21 protein-coding genes are annotated in these 18,598 nt (G+C 43.3%); 15 read left to right on the top strand and 6 right to left on the bottom strand.

Translation table 11 applies throughout. The features are described from left to right. Nucleotides 1–11 precede the first annotated feature (11 nt). Nucleotides 12–539: a metal-dependent hydrolase gene (locus HA494_03360; GenBank protein NHV96811.1), complete on the top strand. Its 528-nt coding sequence runs from the start codon at nt 12–14 to the stop codon at nt 537–539. Nucleotides 540–757: 218 nt separating this feature from the next. Next, nucleotides 758–961, top strand: a complete 204-nt coding sequence (locus HA494_03355) for a hypothetical protein (protein ID NHV96810.1) — start codon at nt 758–760, stop codon at nt 959–961. 185 nt (nt 962–1,146) lie between these two features. Here the strand turns inward: HA494_03355 and HA494_03350 are convergent, their stop codons facing one another. Both HA494_03350 and HA494_03345 read right to left on the bottom strand, forming a co-directional pair. Then, nucleotides 1,147–1,548, bottom strand: a complete 402-nt coding sequence (locus HA494_03350) for a hypothetical protein (protein NHV96809.1) — start codon at nt 1,546–1,548, stop codon at nt 1,147–1,149. A 12-nt stretch (nt 1,549–1,560) separates the two neighbouring features. Continuing rightward, on the bottom strand, nt 1,561–2,271 hold the full coding sequence (locus tag HA494_03345) for a hypothetical protein (GenBank protein NHV96808.1): 711 nt from the start codon (nt 2,269–2,271) through the stop codon (nt 1,561–1,563). Between HA494_03345 and HA494_03340 the strand changes: the two genes are divergently transcribed. From HA494_03340 to HA494_03315, 6 genes are all read left to right on the top strand, one after another. Next, a complete protein-coding gene (locus HA494_03340) occupies nt 2,259–2,792 on the top strand; it encodes a hypothetical protein (protein ID NHV96807.1) in 534 nt (177 codons plus the stop codon). The two genes, HA494_03345 and HA494_03340, sit on opposite strands and share 13 nt — an antisense overlap. After that, a complete protein-coding gene (locus HA494_03335; protein ID NHV96806.1) occupies nt 2,789–3,355 on the top strand; it encodes a hypothetical protein in 567 nt (188 codons plus the stop codon). The genes HA494_03340 and HA494_03335 overlap by 4 nt, the downstream gene beginning before the upstream one ends. A 4-nt stretch (nt 3,356–3,359) precedes the next feature. Continuing rightward, on the top strand, nt 3,360–3,500 hold the full coding sequence (locus tag HA494_03330) for a hypothetical protein (protein NHV96805.1): 141 nt from the start codon (nt 3,360–3,362) through the stop codon (nt 3,498–3,500). 95 nt (nt 3,501–3,595) lie between these two features. Then, nucleotides 3,596–4,348 (top strand): ABC transporter ATP-binding protein, encoded by a 753-nt coding sequence (locus HA494_03325; protein NHV96804.1) that lies wholly within the window; start codon nt 3,596–3,598, stop codon nt 4,346–4,348. After that, entirely contained in the window at nt 4,349–5,128 is a 780-nt protein-coding gene (locus HA494_03320) for an ABC transporter permease (GenBank protein ID NHV96803.1), read from the top strand. Then, nucleotides 5,115–5,903 carry an ABC transporter permease subunit gene (locus HA494_03315; protein ID NHV96802.1) on the top strand — a complete coding sequence of 263 codons (789 nt, stop codon included), beginning with the start codon at nt 5,115–5,117 and terminating at the stop codon, nt 5,901–5,903. Before HA494_03320 ends, HA494_03315 begins: the two co-directional genes overlap by 14 nt. A gap of 37 nt (nt 5,904–5,940) precedes the next feature. On the opposite strand, the gene HA494_03310 is transcribed toward HA494_03315, so the two are convergent. Together HA494_03310 and HA494_03305 are read right to left on the bottom strand one after the other, a co-directional pair. Continuing rightward, on the bottom strand, nt 5,941–7,008 hold the full coding sequence (locus HA494_03310) for an ABC transporter substrate-binding protein (GenBank protein ID NHV96801.1): 1,068 nt from the start codon (nt 7,006–7,008) through the stop codon (nt 5,941–5,943). A gap of 334 nt (nt 7,009–7,342) precedes the next feature. Next, nucleotides 7,343–7,903: a cysteine hydrolase gene (locus tag HA494_03305; protein NHV96800.1), complete on the bottom strand. Its 561-nt coding sequence runs from the start codon at nt 7,901–7,903 to the stop codon at nt 7,343–7,345. Between the two features lie 320 nt (nt 7,904–8,223). On the opposite strand from HA494_03305, the gene HA494_03300 reads away from it, so the two are divergent. After that, nucleotides 8,224–9,306, top strand: a complete 1,083-nt coding sequence (locus tag HA494_03300; protein ID NHV96799.1) for an alanine--glyoxylate aminotransferase family protein — start codon at nt 8,224–8,226, stop codon at nt 9,304–9,306. A 2-nt stretch (nt 9,307–9,308) separates the two neighbouring features. Here HA494_03300 and HA494_03295 read toward each other — a convergent pair whose 3' ends face one another. Continuing rightward, nucleotides 9,309–10,049: an amidohydrolase family protein gene (locus tag HA494_03295; GenBank protein ID NHV96798.1), complete on the bottom strand. Its 741-nt coding sequence runs from the start codon at nt 10,047–10,049 to the stop codon at nt 9,309–9,311. A 187-nt stretch (nt 10,050–10,236) separates the two neighbouring features. Between HA494_03295 and HA494_03290 the strand changes: the two genes are divergently transcribed. The 6 genes from HA494_03290 (at nt 10,237) to HA494_03265 (ending at nt 18,133) form a co-directional block, all read left to right on the top strand. Then, complete coding sequence (locus HA494_03290; GenBank protein ID NHV96797.1) at nt 10,237–11,448, top strand: BMP family ABC transporter substrate-binding protein; 1,212 nt, start codon at nt 10,237–10,239, stop codon at nt 11,446–11,448. A gap of 88 nt (nt 11,449–11,536) precedes the next feature. Further along, nucleotides 11,537–12,613 carry an ABC transporter permease gene (locus HA494_03285; GenBank protein NHV96796.1) on the top strand — a complete coding sequence of 359 codons (1,077 nt, stop codon included), beginning with the start codon at nt 11,537–11,539 and terminating at the stop codon, nt 12,611–12,613. 7 nt (nt 12,614–12,620) lie between these two features. Next, on the top strand, nt 12,621–13,565 hold the full coding sequence (locus HA494_03280) for an ABC transporter permease (protein NHV96795.1): 945 nt from the start codon (nt 12,621–12,623) through the stop codon (nt 13,563–13,565). A 23-nt stretch (nt 13,566–13,588) separates the two neighbouring features. Then, nucleotides 13,589–15,085, top strand: coding sequence for an ABC transporter ATP-binding protein (locus HA494_03275; GenBank protein ID NHV96794.1), 1,497 nt, complete (start codon nt 13,589–13,591; stop codon nt 15,083–15,085). A gap of 36 nt (nt 15,086–15,121) precedes the next feature. Then, the gene (locus HA494_03270) at nt 15,122–16,150 is read left to right on the top strand and encodes a zinc-dependent alcohol dehydrogenase family protein (GenBank protein ID NHV96793.1); all 1,029 of its coding nucleotides are present in this window, start codon (nt 15,122–15,124) and stop codon (nt 16,148–16,150) included. A gap of 159 nt (nt 16,151–16,309) precedes the next feature. After that, on the top strand, nt 16,310–18,133 hold the full coding sequence (locus tag HA494_03265; protein ID NHV96792.1) for an aldehyde ferredoxin oxidoreductase family protein: 1,824 nt from the start codon (nt 16,310–16,312) through the stop codon (nt 18,131–18,133). Here HA494_03265 and HA494_03260 read toward each other — a convergent pair whose 3' ends face one another. Then, nucleotides 18,134–18,424 carry a Retroviral aspartyl protease gene (locus HA494_03260; protein NHV96791.1) on the bottom strand — a complete coding sequence of 97 codons (291 nt, stop codon included), beginning with the start codon at nt 18,422–18,424 and terminating at the stop codon, nt 18,134–18,136. Nucleotides 18,425–18,598: the final 174 nt, after the last annotated feature.

Genomic DNA, 18,598 nt, shown 5'->3' with positions numbered 1-18,598 from the left:
TGCATGGTGGGTTGGAGCCTTTAGTTCACTTTGTGGTACCTTTTGTCGCCTTGGTGCTCTTGGGTGTGGATGTAAGGAGGGCTTTTCTCCTCTCTCTCCTCGCCTTAACCCCTGATTTGGATGCTTTATTTCTTGTGCATAGATCCTTTACGCATTCTCTCATCGCACTCTTGGCTGTTTCAACACCCATCTTTTTTGTGATCTACAAGTTTAAGCCGAAGGTTCTGAAGTATGGGTTTATGGGGTTCTTTTCTGTTGCTACGCATATCGCCCTAGATCTCCCGGCGGGCTACACGCCGCTGTTGTGGCCCCTTTACAACAACTCTGTGTGGGTTCAGGCTGAGCTATCTGCGCACATAGGGAGCGCACTAAACCTCGCCTTAGATCTTCATATATTAACCGAACCGATAGTGTTTGAGGTCGCTAGAAGCCTTGATGCCCCTCTTTTCACAGGCAGTGGTTTAGTGGCATCTTTCGTTATACTTGTCCCTGTTCTTGCTAGGGTGCTCGATAGGGGGGTTAGACGTGCTCAGCGTTAGACATGTTACTAATGGTGTTTTGTGCCGAGCCTTTTATGTATCTGCTGTAGAGGTATAGTTGATAGCTTCCCATGCTTATCCAGCCTACTACCCCTTGGCTTTCTGTCTCTATGTATAGATTAGTGCAGCGGCAATCTAACTTACTCAAAGGCTTAATGGTGCGCTTGAGAGGAAGGTTTAATTTGCTGTTATCAAATTGCAGTGACTAGGGTGAGAGTTTGGCTGCGGACTTCAGAGATCTTTTGGAGGTGGGCGATGATGTTACTACCTGGCTTATACTTAAGGCTCTGAAGATAGCTATGGAGCGCGGGCTTGATATCGGTGAGCTAGAGTTCGAGGAGTTTCAGAAGCTGCTTGACGAAGCCTTGGCTGAGTTTCAGAAGAAGTATAGTCGCCCTCTTCTTAAAGCTTTATCAGGTTAGAGAGATGCTTAGAGGCAAGGAGTTTCTCAGAACAGCGGTGCAGAATATACGAAGGGAGTTGAGGGATCTTACATATATTGGTTGATGTGAAAATGATTTTTAGAAGAATCCTTTTCACCACGATTTATCATGTGAGAGCGGAGAAAAAAAGATAGTGGGGTATTTTTGCGTGTCCCTGTGTTTGCTTATACGCTTAAGTATACTCCTGTAAGCTTTCTGATCCTTAGTAGAGCGTATACTCCAGCTATTATGAGTATAGCGCCTATGACTATCAGAGCGGCCATTATAGGTTGGCTGAACTCGAAGTAGGGGGCTGGAGGCATAGTTAGGGCTACCAATCCGAGGGAGGTCCAGAGCCATAGCGTCTGAACTGCCCTCTCACCTACCTGCTTTAGATCTCCTGCGCGGTTAACTCTGAGCTGACCTACAAGAATGAGTATTATCAGTATTATGGCGTAGATTGAGAAGAGCGTTTGCGCCTTTGGTGATGAAAGTAGGGAAAGAACTAGTATAATTATCGCCAGCACTAAGGCTATCATGTTCAGCTTTGTGAAGAAGGAACGGGCGGTATTGGTTTCAACACTCATATCTTCTCACCTTTAGAAGCCCTTCTCGGTTTCAACCCACTTGCCGATGCCGTATTTGATGCCCAGCTTTACACAAGCAGCCATGAGAAGTATGAAGAGTATAAGGGATACACAGAACCCTACTACAACACCTGGTACTGTCGGATAGACTTGGGGGATCCACCACGCAAGAAAGCCTCCGACGATTATGGCAACAACCGCTGGCCAGTTTACTAGGTGATATGCCGTTCCAGGCCCCCATTCATATCTTTTCTCGACAGCCTTTGCGCCTAGTAGGAACGGCTTTACAATATAGAAGTCTGCTATCATCACTGCAGCCATCGGTGGTATCCATGTGCCGAGAAACGAGCCTAGTAGGAGTAACGCATTTAAGCTAACGCCAAATCCTAAGGCGATCAGAGCAGCTACCACCGTGCCTATTATACCCATGATGGCCACCCAGTAGACCCTTTTGATTGGTATAGCGTTGCACCACGCCAGAGAGGCGCTATAGAGGTTGTTATCATTTGTACTCCACTGCCCCACCACTCCTGTCAATAGTACTGCCCAAACCATACCCAAACTTACCATCGCTGCTGCAAGGTTTACGCCGGGTGCGAGGAGCTGCAGAAAGCCACCGGCAGCCATAATTATCGGCATAAACACCACTACGTGGATAAACCAAGCCAAGGGTCCGTCGTGGGGTTTTCTTGAATATCTTGTTATATCTGGTGCGAAGAGCAGAGGACGAAGGCTACGACGCGGTCATAATAGACTGTATGGGTGATCCAGGATTAGACGCTGCCCGGGAGATAGCCGAGATCCCAGTCCTGGGTCCGTGCCAAGCTTCCATAGCCTTGGCTTCGCTTCTAGCTTCACGCTTCTCCATCATAACCGTTTTGAAAAACGTTATCCCCATTTTCCGTGACTTGGCTAAAAAGTATGGGGCAGCAGATAAGGTAGTCTCTGTTCGATCTATCGAGGTCCCAGTTCTGGATCTTGAGAAGAAGTGGAACGAGGTTAAAGCAGCCCTAGAAACTCAAGGAAGGGCAGCTGCAGAGGAGGAGAAAGCCGAAGCCATAATTCTAGGCTGCACCGGAATGATTGGCATGGCAAGAGATCTTCAGAAGGCTTTAGGAGTGCCTGTAATAGATCCAGCGCCAGCGGCGTTGATGATGGCCGAAGCCCTAGTACGCCTCAACCTTTCTCACAGCAAACTAAAGTATCCGCCCCCTCCTGCGAAGAATAGGTCAGCAACTTCTTGATAAGTTCAAGAAGTTTCTATGTTATCCGGAAATTATTACACCCCTTAACAAGAATAGACTGGATAGTAAGGAAGAGTATACTGAGCGACTTTTGGAAGAGCGTATGTAGAAATTATGGATACGATGGAATGGCAAAGCTTGATGATAATAAGATCGTGTGGATCATCAGGTCCAAATCTCAAGCTAGAGTTACAAACAGGGATATTGCAGATGCGGTTTCTATATCAATCAGCAGGGTTCAGCAGCTGTACAGAATATACAAAAGAAGCGGTAGCATTCCGAAACTCAAAAAGGCAGGCAGAAAGAAAAAGGATATCACAGAAGAGGAAAGAATTGTTGTCAGGAAGCTATATGGTGTATACAAGGCTAATGCATGCTATCTCGAAAAGATGCTTCTTGCTCATGGTTATAGCATCAACCACAACAGGGTTCACAGGATACTTGTCCAGGAGGGTTTGGCGTTGACTGAAGAAAGAAAGCGTGTAAGGAAGAAGTGGGTAAGGTATGAAAGAGAGTATTCAAATTCATTAAAGCAAGATAAGATACTTCTCATCCATAGATGAATTCATGCAATGGTACAACTGCATAAGGCCTCACGGAGCATTCGACATAACAAAGCTCGAAACACCAATAAAGATGTTTTACGCAAGGATGCCCCAAAGGGAGATGCTTATAGACCCATCACTGCTGCTCAAGGGGGTGGAATGATTTCATAATAAAACAGCCACATCCTTCAACTTAGCAACGTTTAAATAAAATAGAAAGACACAAGTCGATTAGAAATCGATGGTGCTAAAGCACCCATGAAAGGTATAAAGATTGAAGGAGTATCCAAACAGTACATTAGTGGAAACACACTTAAGGTTATAGATAATATTGACTTATCTATTAATCCAAACACCTTCACCACGATCATCGGGCCGAGCGGATGCGGTAAGTCTACACTTTTACAGATTGTAGCGGGAATTATTAAGGCTGATACGGGGAGAGTGATTATAGATGGTCAAGAAATTAACTCACCAAGACCAGATATTATATCTATGGTCTTCCAAGACCCTGCGCTTTTTCCGTGGAGAAATGTTTTACAAAATGTAGAATTCCCGCTTGAGCTAAAAGGTGTTAATAAAACTGAGAGAAGAAGGACAGCAAACAAATATCTTTCTTTAGTAGGATTAAGTGATTTTGTAACTTACTACCCCAACCAACTCTCAGGTGGTATGCAGCAGCGCGTAAACTTGGCTCGAGCATTAGTAACTCAACCGCAGATATTATTGATGGACGAACCGTTTGGCGCTTTAGATGAGCAGACAAGACAAAAAATGGCCATGGAGCTCGTTCGTATATGGCAGCAGACTGGTGTTACAATTCTATTTGTAACTCACTCTCTTGTTGAAGCAGCTTACCTTTCGGATAGAGTTATAGTTCTCTCACACCGTCCCGCAACTGTTAGAGCTATAATAGACATAGATTTACCTAGACCGAGGGAAATAGAAGATCCAACATTAGTTGGAGTAAGGAAACAAATGTGGAGCTTGCTTAGTAGAGAGCGAGAGTAATTGGTTCTCAAAACAGGCGTTCTAATAAGAATAATTATAGTCGTGTTGCTATTAATTGTGTGGGAGATATTACCAATAGTAGGTGTAGTGAACGAGTTTAGTGTACCAAGATTCTCAAAGGTATTATTTAGAGCAGTTGAAATCTTGGATCCGTATACTTCCGCCTCAACTATCCCGTCTGGATTCTACGCCCACCTGTATGTAACTCTATTTGAAATAGGGCTAGCTTTCTTAATTACAATATGCATCGGCTTACCAGTAGGTTTCCTATTCGGGTATTTCAGACTTATTACTCAAATATATGAACCACTCCTTTATTTTATTTATGCTTTTCCAAGTGTAGCCCTTTATCCGTTAATTGTTGTTATACTAGGATTTGGCCCTCCATCCAAAATATTATTTGGTTTCTTTCTCGGACTCTTTCCTTTGATACTTAATACTATAGCCGCATTAAGAAGTGTTCGTCCTACATACGTTCTAGTCTCCCATTCATTTGGTTGCACAGCAACACAATTGTTATTGAAAGTTATACTTCCGGCTTCTCTTCCGCTTATTATTTCAGGTATAAGACTAGCTTTAGGTTTTAATATAATAGGTGTAATTTTTGGGGAGATAGTAGCCTCTTCGATGGGTCTAGGCTTTGTAATAACGACCGCAACCTATAAACTAGATGCGCCAACAGAATACGCAGCGATAATAATCTCATTGAGCATCGCCTATGTTATAGTTGAGGCCATAAGGTTCATTGAGAGATTGGTGTTTAAAAATGAAGTTCGATAAACAGACTTTGTTAATATTGTTAGTACAATTTTCTAGTGTAATCGCAATCGTTGTAGCGGCTGAACTGAGTGTTAGATTGGGTCTGATATCCCCGATTTTCCTCAGTAAGCCATCAGACGCTATTGTCACTTTGTTTAATTTATTTAGTAGAGGGGTCGTAACACAACTGTTTTTGAGCACATTATCAGCTCTATTCATAGCGTTTGTACTTTCTATAGTGATAGGTGTTTATTTCGGTATGATCATAGGTTCTGTTAAAATACTCAAAGAAGGGATGGAGCCACTTGTGGCAGTCTTCTTTAGCATTCCAAAAGTTCTTCTCATTCCTATTTTTTGGTCCATCTTTGGCTTCAGCTTCGAGTACAAGGTCGCCTACTCATTTATACATGGCTTACCCCCAATCTTGCTTAATGTGATAGCTATGACAACTTTGACAGAAGAAAGCCATTTGAAGGTAGCTAAACTATATGGCGCCTCACGTTTACAACTATATCAAAAGATAATACTGCCATCCATAACTTTTGGTTTACTATCTTCTTTGAGATTGGCATTAAATCTCTGCTTAATAGGTGTGATAATAGCTGAAATGTTCGTAGGAACAACGGGTCTAGGATTTGCTCTTCGTCAATACGCAAGCACTTTTAAGATCCCGGAGTTCTATGCAATAATTTATTTGTTAGCTTCCTTTAGTGTATCAATTAATATTATTTTGCTAGGTTTTGAGAGACGTATAATCACTAGACGTGGCCTACGTACAGCAGTTAGAGTCTTGTAGAAAGGATTGGCTAGATAGAGCGTTCATTGGCTTGCGTTTATGGTTTAATTGGAGCGAAACCTGGTATAACTGCTTCTATAGGCTTAATTCTTTCTTTCTCACTCATTACTCCGCCTAGGATCATAAAGTCTTGCGCTTTGTCTAGCGGTGAAATGAAAATCACGCCATCTAGAGAGTATCTAACGAATGTGTAAAATTCTTCTGCAGCGGCATCAGAAAGTCCAAACATTGACTTTAAGAGCCCTTTCGCATAGTCCTTTTCTTGATTAAAGATCTTCATAGCCTCATTAAGCGCCAAGATCACAGCTCTCACCGCTTCTGGGTTCTTTGATGCAAAGTCTCTAGTTACTCCTAGACTGAATTCGGGCCACTGATAATTTACTTCAGCTAATATTCTGAGCTCTCCCTTTTCTATGAGGCTTGTTAATACGCCTCTGCTAAATGTTAAAGCATCAAGTGTGCCTGCTTTAACCCCAGCTATCATAGCGTTCAAGTCACCTATTGGATTAATATAATAATCTCTTCCCTCCACCCAACCAAGATCTGCAAAGGTCTTCAGTGTAACTATATTTGAACCACCTCCGGGTCTACTTGTAGCAACTGTCTTCCCTTTAAGATCTTGTATTGACTTATAGGGTGCGTCTGGTTTCACAACTATTACCCATCTCAATGGAGATTCCATTATCGTCGCCGCTATACCAATCTTAGCACCTTTCACTACGCCAAGCAGAATGCCTTCAGTAAGTCCCCAGCCTACTTGTATGCTATTATCAGATAAAGCTTTTACTAATTCCCCCGTTCCACCTGCAAATTCAACCAGCTCAACATTAGGTAAATATTTTTGAAATATACCTCTTTCCTTCGCTATATGCCATACTATAAAGTCTGGTGTGTTTGGCTGAGCTGATCCTAGTTTAAATCTATCCAAAACAGGTTGAAAGGCAAGAATAGCTGTAGTAGTACTTGTTGTAGTAGCAGTTGTAGTGGTAGTTGCAGTAAAAGTCACTTTAGTTGTGATGGTTACAGTAGTTGGTCGAACTTCACCTATAGATTGAATACCGCTATAATAGCCTACTATACCAGCAATTATGGCTATTATTACCATCGCTCCTACAGCTAATGTTGTAGATACACCCACCTTTTTTCTTAACATAGAACTTATTTTGGCTTGGAATATATTTAAATCTTGCTTCCGTATCGGCTGTGGCAGAAAAGTTTGATTCATGGTGCGAGCTTCCTATCTTGCTGTTTCAATAACCTAAAGATCTGCCATCATAAGGGTGCGGTGGGAGTTGAAATGTTTGCTCGTGAGATAACTTTGCCACAGCCTCTCGTATCTTCACTATAATCATAGCAGAAAAGTTCTTGCACATTCTTGTACGTTAGGGAGTTATCAGCTGAAAAGAAATGGAGAATGTCCGAGCTAAATTGGAGGGAAATCAGAAAGAGTAGTTTTCGAGTGTTAGCGTATATGATGTAGTTATAGTAACTGGAAAAGCTGGACAGATTGCCTTGATTACATTCAAGGCTGCTATCTGCATTTCTTCTGTGCTAGCGCCTACGCAATCGATTGGTACGATGACCCTAAATCCTCTTATGCAATATCCAGCGATTGAATACATTACACATACATTAGTGGCAACCCCTGTTACTATAACAGTATCAATCATTGGGAACGTGTCAAGTAGTTTGTCCATAAACGTTCGGAAGAAGGGGTCGTGCGTTGTTTTAGGGACGACATACTCTCTGGCTCTATCCAAAGGCTTAAGTTCGTCGACCTCTGGTCCAAACCAACCATTGAAACTACCTCTTAACGACTTCCACCTTCGTTCACCTGGTGTTGGATAAGCAAATGAATTTGTGTGTATTACAACCATATCAAGCTCTCTAGCCTTATCAAGGAGCATCTTTATGTTAGGGACGATGCTTTTAAACATAGGCAAATAAAATGGACTATTAGGGTTTCCAAAGTCATCCTGCATATCGGTGATTTGTAACAAAGTTTTCTGCGCCTCTACCTTTACACTTGTCACCGCTGGAAGAGTTAACAAAGTTTTTTGCGAAGACTGTCCCATACTTTTAATCTTGCTAGAGACGTAGATTATAAAGCTTTTCGACCTAAGACCTTTTAATTTGATAGTAGTTAGATCTTGATCATGCGGCCTATTTATGTTCGATTCAAATTGTGAGCGTAGCTTATACCCAGTTTGTTTATAGAGTTAACGAAATCAAGTAAGTATACATTTAAGTGTAAGAGATAAGAAAAGTAGTTGTAGTGATCGAGTTGGCGTATCGTGCCAGAGATAAAATTAATCTTTTGATGACGCCTGGTCCGGTAGAGGTCTCTCCTCGCGTGTTAACAGCTTTAGCTACCCCACAGATCTACCACTACTACCCCGGTTTCATAGAGTTCTTTCAGGACACTATAGAGAAGGTTAAACGGGTATTTCAGACAAAGCACGATGTTATATTGATGCAGGGTGAGGGTGTGCTGGGCTTAGAGGCGGCAATAGCAAACATACTTAACCCGGGAGATAAGGTCTTAGTCTGTGATTCAGGACCTTTCGGCAAGTGGTTCCGTGTATACGTAGAGAATTATGACGGGGTCGCGATCGAAGCTTCTGTAGATCCACGCGAAGTGATGAATGTTGAGTTGGTTAAGAAGGTAATGGACGAACATAGAGATCTTAGAGCACTAACTATTGTTCACTGCGAAACACCTTGCGGCACACTAAACCCAATCGGAGAAATATGCAAAGAAGCTAAAAAGCGTGGGCTAATAACTATCGTAGATGCGGTCGCATCTCTAGGTGGAGTTGATGTTAGACCTGACGAGTGGGGGGTTGATATCTGCATTTCAGCTTCACAGAAATGTGTCTCTTCGACGGCTGGTCTCACCTTGATGAGCGTAAGCGAAGACGCTTGGAAAGCTATGGAAGCCAAGAAGAAGCCGTTAAGAAATTCTTATCTCAGCATCCTAGATTATAAGGATACATGGCTTAAGCAGAAGAGGTTCCCCTTCACACCTTTCGTAGCAGAAGTCTACGCTTTGAACGAAGCTGTATCCGAGCTTTTAGAAGAGGGACTTGAGCATTCATTCAACAGGCACCGTGCAGTCGCCGAGCTTTGCAGAAAATATGTCAAGGAGATGGGGTTGACTCTCTGGCCTAAGAAAGATGAATATGCTTCTAATACGGTCACAGCTGTGGAAGTACCAGCAAGCTATTCTGACAAAACCATAGTTGAACATATGGCTGAAAAGTACGGTGTGCTTATAGGTGGGGGCTATGGTGAAACTAAGGGTAAGGTTCTGCGAATAGGGCACATGGGGTATCAAGCTACAATAGCAAACATCATTGCTACAATGGAGACACTTCGTCTAACCCTAAAAGAGCTGCGCTAGATCTACACTAGATTAAAGAGCTTCAAAGCATTTAATCCTATTACGAGTTCTAACTCTTTTTCTGATAAACCAGCTACAGCAAGTTTAGTGAGCTCTACGGCATAATGGTGGAAAGGTACATCAGAGCCCCAGAGGACTCGTTCAGCACCTAATGTTCTAACAGCTTCAAGGATTTTAGCATGCATAGGCATACCAGATGGTTCAAGGTAAATGTTCTTTCTTCTAGCTGCGACTTCAAAGCAACCATTGATATATACTATGTTGCCGTGCCCCATATGCCCTAGCACAATAGGAACATCACTAAACTTTTCTGCAAGGGGTTCATAGCTCCAAGGTAACGTAAAAGGTGGATGACCACAGTGAACCAAAACCCTCCAACCTGCGTCCTTTACTAAACACATAATCTCTTCTAACACTTCTGGCGTAGGAAGATAGCCATCAAGTAGTGGATGAAGTTTGACACCTAGAAACTTCGGATTATGTATATGCTTCTTAAGAAAACTTATTGTTGTAGGATCTTTGGGGTTCACCCAGATCATGCCATATAGCTCATTATGGAGAGCAATGGCGTTCTTAACACTCTCATTGTCATATGCGAAGACGATAGCTCTGCTGATACCATGTTTCTTAAGAAGTTTTACTAGTTCGTCAGCACTTAGTTTAACATTAAAGAGCGGGTAGCTGCCTATATGACTGTGAATATCAATAACTGTGAACCTTTTAGTTATGCTTTCGATCTTCAAGCAAGCGTTATAGTATCCGATTATTAATTAACCTTTACTGAGATACCGTCACTTTGACAACCCGATTCTAATACCATCTGAAATAGAATTCATATTTTTGTAAAAAATCAAGAGATATTATGTATGCCCAAACAAAAGGCTTCCTAAAGCATAAAGTTTAAGTTCCTCCATTTTTTATTATCTGGATATGCGGGCGGAAAGATTTCATGGGAAAAAGAGAGGTGTTTCTACAACTGTAGCCGTTGCGGCAATAGTCATTATTGCGATTATAGCTGGTGTGGCAGGCTACTTCGGGGGTGCTTCTCAAGCTACCACAACTACAATAACAGAGCACCACACAATTACTTCCACTATTACACAAACAGCTGCTGTACAAACAGTAACTCAAACAGTAACACAAACGGTAGCTGGTGAAGGAGTACTAGGTAAGAAACTTAAGGTGGCGATAATAGTTCCAGGTAGAGCTAACGATTACGGTTGGAATCAGGAGGGTGTTGAGGGCTTAAGAAAGGTCGCTGCTAAGTTCGGGGCAGAATTCTCTTTCAGTGAGGGGCTAGGTTACGGTGAACCACCTCTCAGGGCACTTGAGGACTACATAAGAAAAGGCTATGATCTGGTGGTCGGTCATGCAGGCGGCTACAGAGAGTTCTGTCTTGAGCTCGTCAGAACTGGGAGGATAGGTCAGAGCAAGGTACTTATTGTAAGTGAGGCTCAAGAAGGGATGGAGGAGCGAGATGTCGTACCAGGTAAGCTTGGAACATACTCTTTCGTCGTTACGGCTGCGTCATATCCAGCAGGATATCTTGCGGGTCTTATGACAAAATCTAACATCGTTGGTATAGTTCAGTCTGTTGAGACAGATATAAACTGGATAAGACAGAGTGCAGCGTTCGCGCAAGGGCTTAAGGCGGCTAATCCTAGGGCTAAACTGCTATTTACGGTTGTAGGCTCCTACGAAGACCCTGCTAAAGGCAAAGAATACACTGCCGCCCAAATTGGGCTTGGGGCTGATGTCATATTTGGCCAAGGCGACGGCACCTCATTCGGTATAATGGATGCTTGCAGAGACGCAGGGGTATGGTTTATTGACGTCATAGGCGACAAAAGAGCCATAGATGAAAAAGGAATACTCCTAACCTCAGTACTATGGGACTTCTCAAAGGCATATGAGCAGGCTGTGATCGACATTTACAACGGAGAGTTCGGTAAGCATAACTACTATATGTCGCACGCGAATCAAGCTATTTACCTCTTAACCCTAAACCCCAAGGTGCCTGCTGACATAGCAGCAAAAGTAAATGAAATCAGCAAGAAGGTTCAAGCAGGAGAAATTAAAGTGAAGGTTCCAAATAGTATCGAGGACCTTCACGCCATATTTAGGGAACTCGGCTACGAATAGCCGAGAACCCAAATTTTTTATCCGACATAGCGTCTAGAGGACAAGTGATTAAAGTTTATAACAGGGGGTTAAAAAATCGTCAGTCAGATTGGATGCAGAGAAGTTAGTGGGCAAATCCGGTTTGATCAACTTGTTAATATCTTCGACCAAACATGCTCTCTCGACGATCATAGGCATAGTTGGCGGGATGGTGGCTGGTTCTATAGTTCTTTGGTTAACTGGGTTTGATCCAGTCTATGTCTATTACACAATCTTTGCGGAGGCGTGGGGTACGTCTTTCGGTGTAGGTAAAATGTCTATTACGATGATGCCCCTTCTGATAATAGGTGTTGGGCTTCTTTTCTGCTTCAAAGCAGGAACTTGGAATATAGGGGCTCAGGGGCAGATGATAATAGGTGCCCTCTTCGCCAATATAGCTGGCTACGCTTTTGGGCCTTTACCTGCGCCTATTCTTATCCCGATTGTATTATTAGCGAGTATAGTTGGTGGTGTCATCTGGATTCTTCCTGCTGCGGTGATGAAGGCCAAGTGGGGTATAAACGAGGTTGTCACGACTATGCTTTTCAACTTTCTTGGGATATATCTATTGATGTATCTTGTGAAGAGCCCGCTTAGATACCCAAAAGAGTACCACCCTATTACACAACCAATCTACCCTTCGGCAGAACTTCCTATGCTTCCTGGAACACCTATTCACACAGGTTTGATAATTGGCTTAGCACTTAGCATATTTACATACGTGTTCTTTACGAAAACTATGCTAGGCTTTCAGTTCAGAATTATAGGTAGCAACTTGAAGGCTGCGAGATACGCTGGGCTTCGTATACCTTGGCTCATCTTTTACTCACTTGTTATTAGCGGTGCGTTATGCGGCTTGGCTGGTGGGGTGCAGCTAGCTGGCACAATGCGTTTTCTTGATCCAGATTGGGTGCCTTGGTATGGATTTCAAGCTGTGCCTTTAGTCTTTTTAGCCAGGTTGAACGCTCTAGCGCTTATACCATTTTCATTCTTCTTTGCATCACTGCTTATAGGTGGGGATCTGATGCATAGAATCGTTGGGCTTCCAGTGTTCTTTGTTGACGTAATCTTTGGATTGATGCTCATACTCTTTGCTGCGTCTGAATCTATTAGATATGTTAGACTGAGGAAGCGAAAGGAGGTGTAAATTTAAATTGATAGACTCCATACTAACTATGTTTATAACATTTATCTCCGCTAGCATGTTGAGAGTTGCCACACCGATCTTACTAGCGGCTTTAGGAGAATGCTATGTTCAGAACGCAGGAATACTTAACCTTGGCATAGAAGGAATAATGCTATTCTCAGCCTTTACAGGCTTCCTAGCAGCCGTAGCGACGAATTCAAGCCTTATAGGGCTTCTCGCAGGATTGGGTACAGGTCTACTCTTAGGCTTCCTCTTAGCCGTTTTATATGTCACTCTTAAATCTGATCAAATAGTCGTTGGAATAGCGTTCTCATTATCAGCAATAGGTTTCACAAGCTTATACTTTAGGTTACTCTATGGTACAACGCTACCAAAGCTTCCAGTTAAAGAGTGGGTTATTAACATACCTGAACTCGCCGCTATACCGATCATAGGCAGAATGTTCTTTAATCAGCCCTTCTTAGTATACGTGAGCATAGCGCTGGTACCCTTTTTCTACTACGTTCTTTACAAGACACGCTTCGGACTAAAGATCAGAACACTTGGTGAGAATCCTATGGTTGCAGACACAGCTGGTGTAAACGTCTTCCTTTATCGCTACATAGTTATGTTAATAGGCGGGCTTCTAGCTGGGTTAGGTGGGGCTTACCTATCACTCTACCAAGTCTCGCTCTTCCAAGATAACTTGATCCAAGGGAGAGGCTATGTAGCTATAGCTATTGTGATGTTTGCAAGATGGAACCCTCTAAAGATCTTAGGCGGAGCGTTGCTTTATGGTGTAGCAGAAGCCTTTGCTGGCGCTATACAAGCATTAGGTTACTTGCGCACAGTACCTGCTGAGATTATTCTTATGCTGCCTTATATTATAACTATTCTTGGGTTAGTTGTACTAGCTAGGCGTGCACGTTTTCCACCAGCTTTTGCCAGACCATATAGGAGGGAAATGAGGTGAGTGAAAAAAACTATGTTGTGCAAATGATAGGTATAACGAAGAGCTTTCCAGGAGTGGTTGCAAATAAAAACGTCGATTTTGATTTAAAAAAAGGGGAGATACATGGGCTTCTGGGTGAAAACGGAGCCGGTAAAACAACCCTCATGAACATCCTATACGGATTCTACCGACCAGACGAAGGCGAAATATATATTGAGGGGAAGCGGGTAAAGATGCGCTCACCAAAAGACGCTCTTAAGCTTGGTATAGGCATGGTTTACCAACACTTCACACTTGTGCCTGAATTCAAAGTGGTTGAGAATGTGATGCTTGGCATGGATATAGTAGGCCAAAAGATCGGTCTAAAGGCAACAGCTTCTCTGATAGAGGAGCAAGCAAAGCAGCTCGGTTTTACAGTGAACCCTTGGAGTAAAGTTGCTGATCTTTCTTTGGGCGAGCAGCAACGCGTAGAGATCTTAAAGGTTTTACTACGCGGAGCAAAGGTGATAATCTTGGATGAACCTACATCCGTCTTAGCTCCAGTAGAGGTTGCTGGCTTATTCAACGTGTTAAAGCAGCTCGTCTCTCAAGGTAAGTCGATAGTTTTCATCACACATAAGCTTAACGAAGCGATGGAACTTTGTGATAGAATAACGGTACTCAGAGCAGGTAGGAAGATAGGCACATTAGATAAAAGTGAAATTACTTCAACGCTTGAAATTGTCAGGATGATGTTTGGTGTAGAAGCTGAGCCGGCCCTTGCAGCAGAAGTTCCTAGAACATTTGGTAAGGAGGTTCTAAAAGTAGAGAATCTTGTGGTGCAGAGCGATAGGGGAGTCGACGCTGTAAAAGGTGTTTCTTTCTCGATAAGAGAAGGCGAAATCTTGGGGTTAGCGGGTATAGATGGAAACGGACAGAAGGAGTTAGCTGAGGCGCTATCTGGAATAAGAAGCATAAAATCTGGAAAAATATACTTTAAAGGAGAGGACGTTACAAGGCTTGGCGCAGGAGATCTTCACGTTAGAGGCATATCATATATAACAGATGATAGAATAAGTGAAGGCCTGATCCAAGACTTTACTTTGGCTGAGAACATTACGTTGAAAGACTTTAGAAAGAACGACATGAAGAGAAGCTTATTTCTAGATTGGAAGAAAGCTTCTAAGATAGCAAAGGAAGTTATAAAGGAATATGAGTTGGCTGCTGCTAAACCAAATTCGCTAGTTCAGACACTCTCAGGCGGAACGCAACAGAAGCTGTTGGTAGCTAGGGAAATAGGAGGAGAAGCCTCGCTTATAATAGCTAACCAGCCTACACATGGTGTTGATGCTAAGACAACAGCATATATTAGAAAGAAGCTCGTTGAAAAAGCTTCTAAAGGCGCTGCAGTGCTACTAATCTCCAACGATTTAGACGAAATCTTCAGTTGCGCCAACACAATCGCTGTAATATATGAGGGTAAAATCCTTGGCATCTTAGATAGGCAAAGTGCTACAAGAGAAGACATAGCCTATCTTATGATTGGTGTAAAGAGAGATTAGAAGTTAAATAGAAGTATGGCATAGAGTTTGATAGAGTTGCGTAGCATGAAGGCTGCTGTCTTTAGAGGAGTAAATAATCTAGTAGTTGAGGACAGACCCGTACCAGAGATAAAAAATCCGACTGATGTGCTATTAGAAATCTATGGTTGTGGTATATGTGGGACGGATCCAAAAATAATAGCTGGAGAGCATCCTGTTGTTCCTGGAGTAATCCTTGGCCACGAATACGTGGGTACAGTCTTAAAAGTAGGGGAAAAAGTGAAAAATGTTAAGCCAGGAGACCGTGTAACAGTCGACGTGGATATTAAATGTGGCGAATGTTACTACTGTAAAACAGGGCGAGAGAACTTATGTCAGAATATTAAGACACTAGGTGAACACTTGGACGGCGGATACGCAGAATACAATCTTTCACCAGCATCAACGCTCTATAAGATTCCTGATAATATGTCGTTTGAAGCAGGTATATTAGCTGGTCCGATATCTTGTGTAATTAATGGGGTGAAAAGAGCTCAGATAAAACCCGGAGATACGGTTGTCATAATCGGCGCTGGTCCTATGGGTTTACTCTACCTTCAGCTCCTCAAAGAGAGTGAAGCAGCCAAAGTTATTGTATGTGAAGTTAAGGATAAGCGTATCGAGGATGCCAAACGATTCGGCGCGAAGATAGTAATCGATGTAAAAAAAGAGGAACCTTCTGAAGTGGTTAAGAGTTTAACGGATGGGAGAGGAGCTGATGTAGTAATAGAAGCGGCTGGTACCCCCACCGCCACAAAGCAGGCTCTTTCCTTGATAGGAAGAGGAGGTAGAGTAGTCCTATTTGGAATAAATCCACAAGGACAAGAGGTTCCGATTGAACCATTCGATATAACGTTTAGGCAAATAGAGATAGTGGGCAGCTTCATTTCGAACTACACCTTCCACGCAGCTTTGCAACTACTCAATGCTGGTAGGTTCGACGTAGAAAACTTTATAACGCACCGGATAAACCTTCCAGAAATTCACCAAGGAATGGATCTGATGAGAAAAGGAGAATGCATAAAAGTAATGGTAGTACCACGTTAAAAATGTCGTCTGTTTTTACATGGTTTTGAAAAATTTGGTTATTATTATTACAAAAAGCTGACAACTTCCTAAGACTCAAAAACACTTTCAAATACTTGGATGGTGGTGGTCAATGGAAAACTTTAATTTTAGAATTGTAGATAAACATTATGAAATCCTATGGTACAGGGATATGCTGGCAGAATCCTGACGATAAATCTTCAGAGTAGGAAGATCGTAGAAGAGGAATTGGAAGCAGCGTGGTGCAAGAGCTATGTAGGCGGTAAGGGTTTTGCGGCGAAGATTCTCCTACAAAGGAGCGAGAAAGGTGTTGATCCTCTAGGTGAGGAGAGTCTGCTGATCTTTGCTGTTGGACCTATGAATGCAAGCTTAGTTCCTGGTTCGAATAGGTTGGGTGCGTTCTTTAAGTCTCCTTTAACAGGCATCTGGGGTGAGTCGTACTGTGGTGGGCAGATCGCTACACAGTTCAAAAGAGCAGGCTTTGATGCCGTAGTGATAACAGGTAGAAGCGATGAACCAATCTACCTCCTTATCGATGATGGCAAAGTTTCTATCAAGAAGGCAGATCATTTATGGGGCAAGGATTCCTTCGAAACCCAAGACATCATCATAAAGGATCACGGTAGTGATCTTCAAGTGGCAGCCATAGGGCCTGCTGGTGAGAACCTTGTGAAGTTCGCTTGCGTAGACCATTCGAAGGGTAGGCAGTTTGGGAGGTGTGGCTTGGGTGCTGTTATGGGTTCTAAGAAGCTGAAGGCTATGGCGGTTCGAGGTAGTAGAAAGTATGAGCCTGCAGACATTAAGGCCGTGGAAAGGGTTAGAAGTAGGGTTCTTGCTGAGGTTAAGGAGAAGCATAAATCACTATCGACATATGGGACGCCTGGAATTCTACCTATCGTAAATGAGGCTGGTGCGTTACCAACCTACTACTGGAGCGAGAAGCCTTTCGACGATTATGAGAAGATTTCTCCAGAGCTCTTGAAGAGCAAGTTTTATAAGAGTAGGAGGTCTTGCTACGGCTGCTCTATAGCCTGCTGCCAGACCTCTGAACTGCAAGATGAGACTCATCTGAAGAGCGAGGGACCAGAGTATGAGACGCTATACGCCTTTGGCTCACTATGTGGCATCACTGAGCTTAACTGGGTAATTAAGCTTGGTGATGTTTGCGACAAACTTGGGTTGGATACCATTACAGCTGGTAATTTGGTAGGTTTCGCTATGGAGTGCTTTAGACGAGGCGTTTTAGGCAGAGAGGATTTTGACGGCTTGGAGCCTAAATTCGGCGACGCTCAATCCGCTTTGAATCTCATAGTTAAGATAGCTTACAGAAAGGGGGTTGGTGCGGTGCTAGCTGAGGGTGTGAGAGCGGCTGCGCGTGTAATAGGTAGGGGGGCTGAAGAATTTGCTGTTCACGTTAAAGGTCTTGAGCCGCCTGGCTACGATCCTAGGGCGCTTAAGGGTATGGCTTTAGCGTATGCTGTTAGTAGTAGAGGTGCTTGCCACCTGAGGCATATGGCATATAGACCTAACCTCGTAGGCAAGCATCCATTTAGACCAGAAATTAAAGTGAATAGGTTTTCGTATATGGATCAGCCGCAGATAGTTAAGGAGCAGGAGGACTTCTACACGCTGGTTGATTCGATGATCTACTGCCACTTCCTCTGCCTACCTATCGCTGGACCTATACTCTGGGATGAGATGCTCGAAGCCTTTAATGGTGTTACTGGTCTAAACTTGGAGATGGATGCCTTTAGGGAGTGCGCGGTGAGGATAAACAACCTTATCCGCCTCTATAACCTCAGAGAAGGTGTACCACCAGACACCGAGTATCCAAGGGTGTGGTTAACTCAACCTCTTAAAAGGAGGGGGGCTGAGGGCGAATTAGTTAGTGAAGAGAAGCTTAAAGAGATGCTGAAGGAGTACTATAGGCTTAGAGGCTGGAGTGACCAAGGCGTTCCAAGAGACCAGGAAGCCAAATCTTAGCTACATAAGGAGAGCTTCAACAGTCTTTAAGCGCTTTGCCACAGGATCTGGCGCTAAACCTAGCTGCTCTAGTGTGACCGAGCCTAGTAGGGCTACCTCTCCTTCCCCAAAGACAACTGGAGTTGATGTAGCTCTAAGACCCTCTAACTCTACCCCAACCTCTCCCAACGGTCTTTCGATGAGCCGACCGTCGGCTAATCTAAGCTTGGCGGTTCTCAAAGGGGTAACAGCAAGACTACGCAAGAGGTTCTCAGGCAGCACCGTGTATGTCGACCCTGTGTCAACAAGCATATCTACCTCAATCTTCTTTAATGGGTTCTGAGGGTTCCACACAACTCCTTTAACAGCAAATACACCCAACTTCGGCTTCAGCGTATATGTTGCTGCACCTAAACTTAAGGTTAACTATCTCACCTCAACGAAGGGTCAAGGGGTGGAAGAAGCGTCAATAGCCGCCTCATATCG

The sequence above is a fragment of the Nitrososphaerota archaeon genome (assembly GCA_011605775.1).
GTDB lineage: Archaea > Thermoproteota > Nitrososphaeria > Nitrososphaerales > JAAOZN01 > JAAOZN01.
The sequence above is the reverse complement of the archived record's forward strand: the minus strand, read 5'-3'. Positions and strand labels throughout refer to the sequence as shown.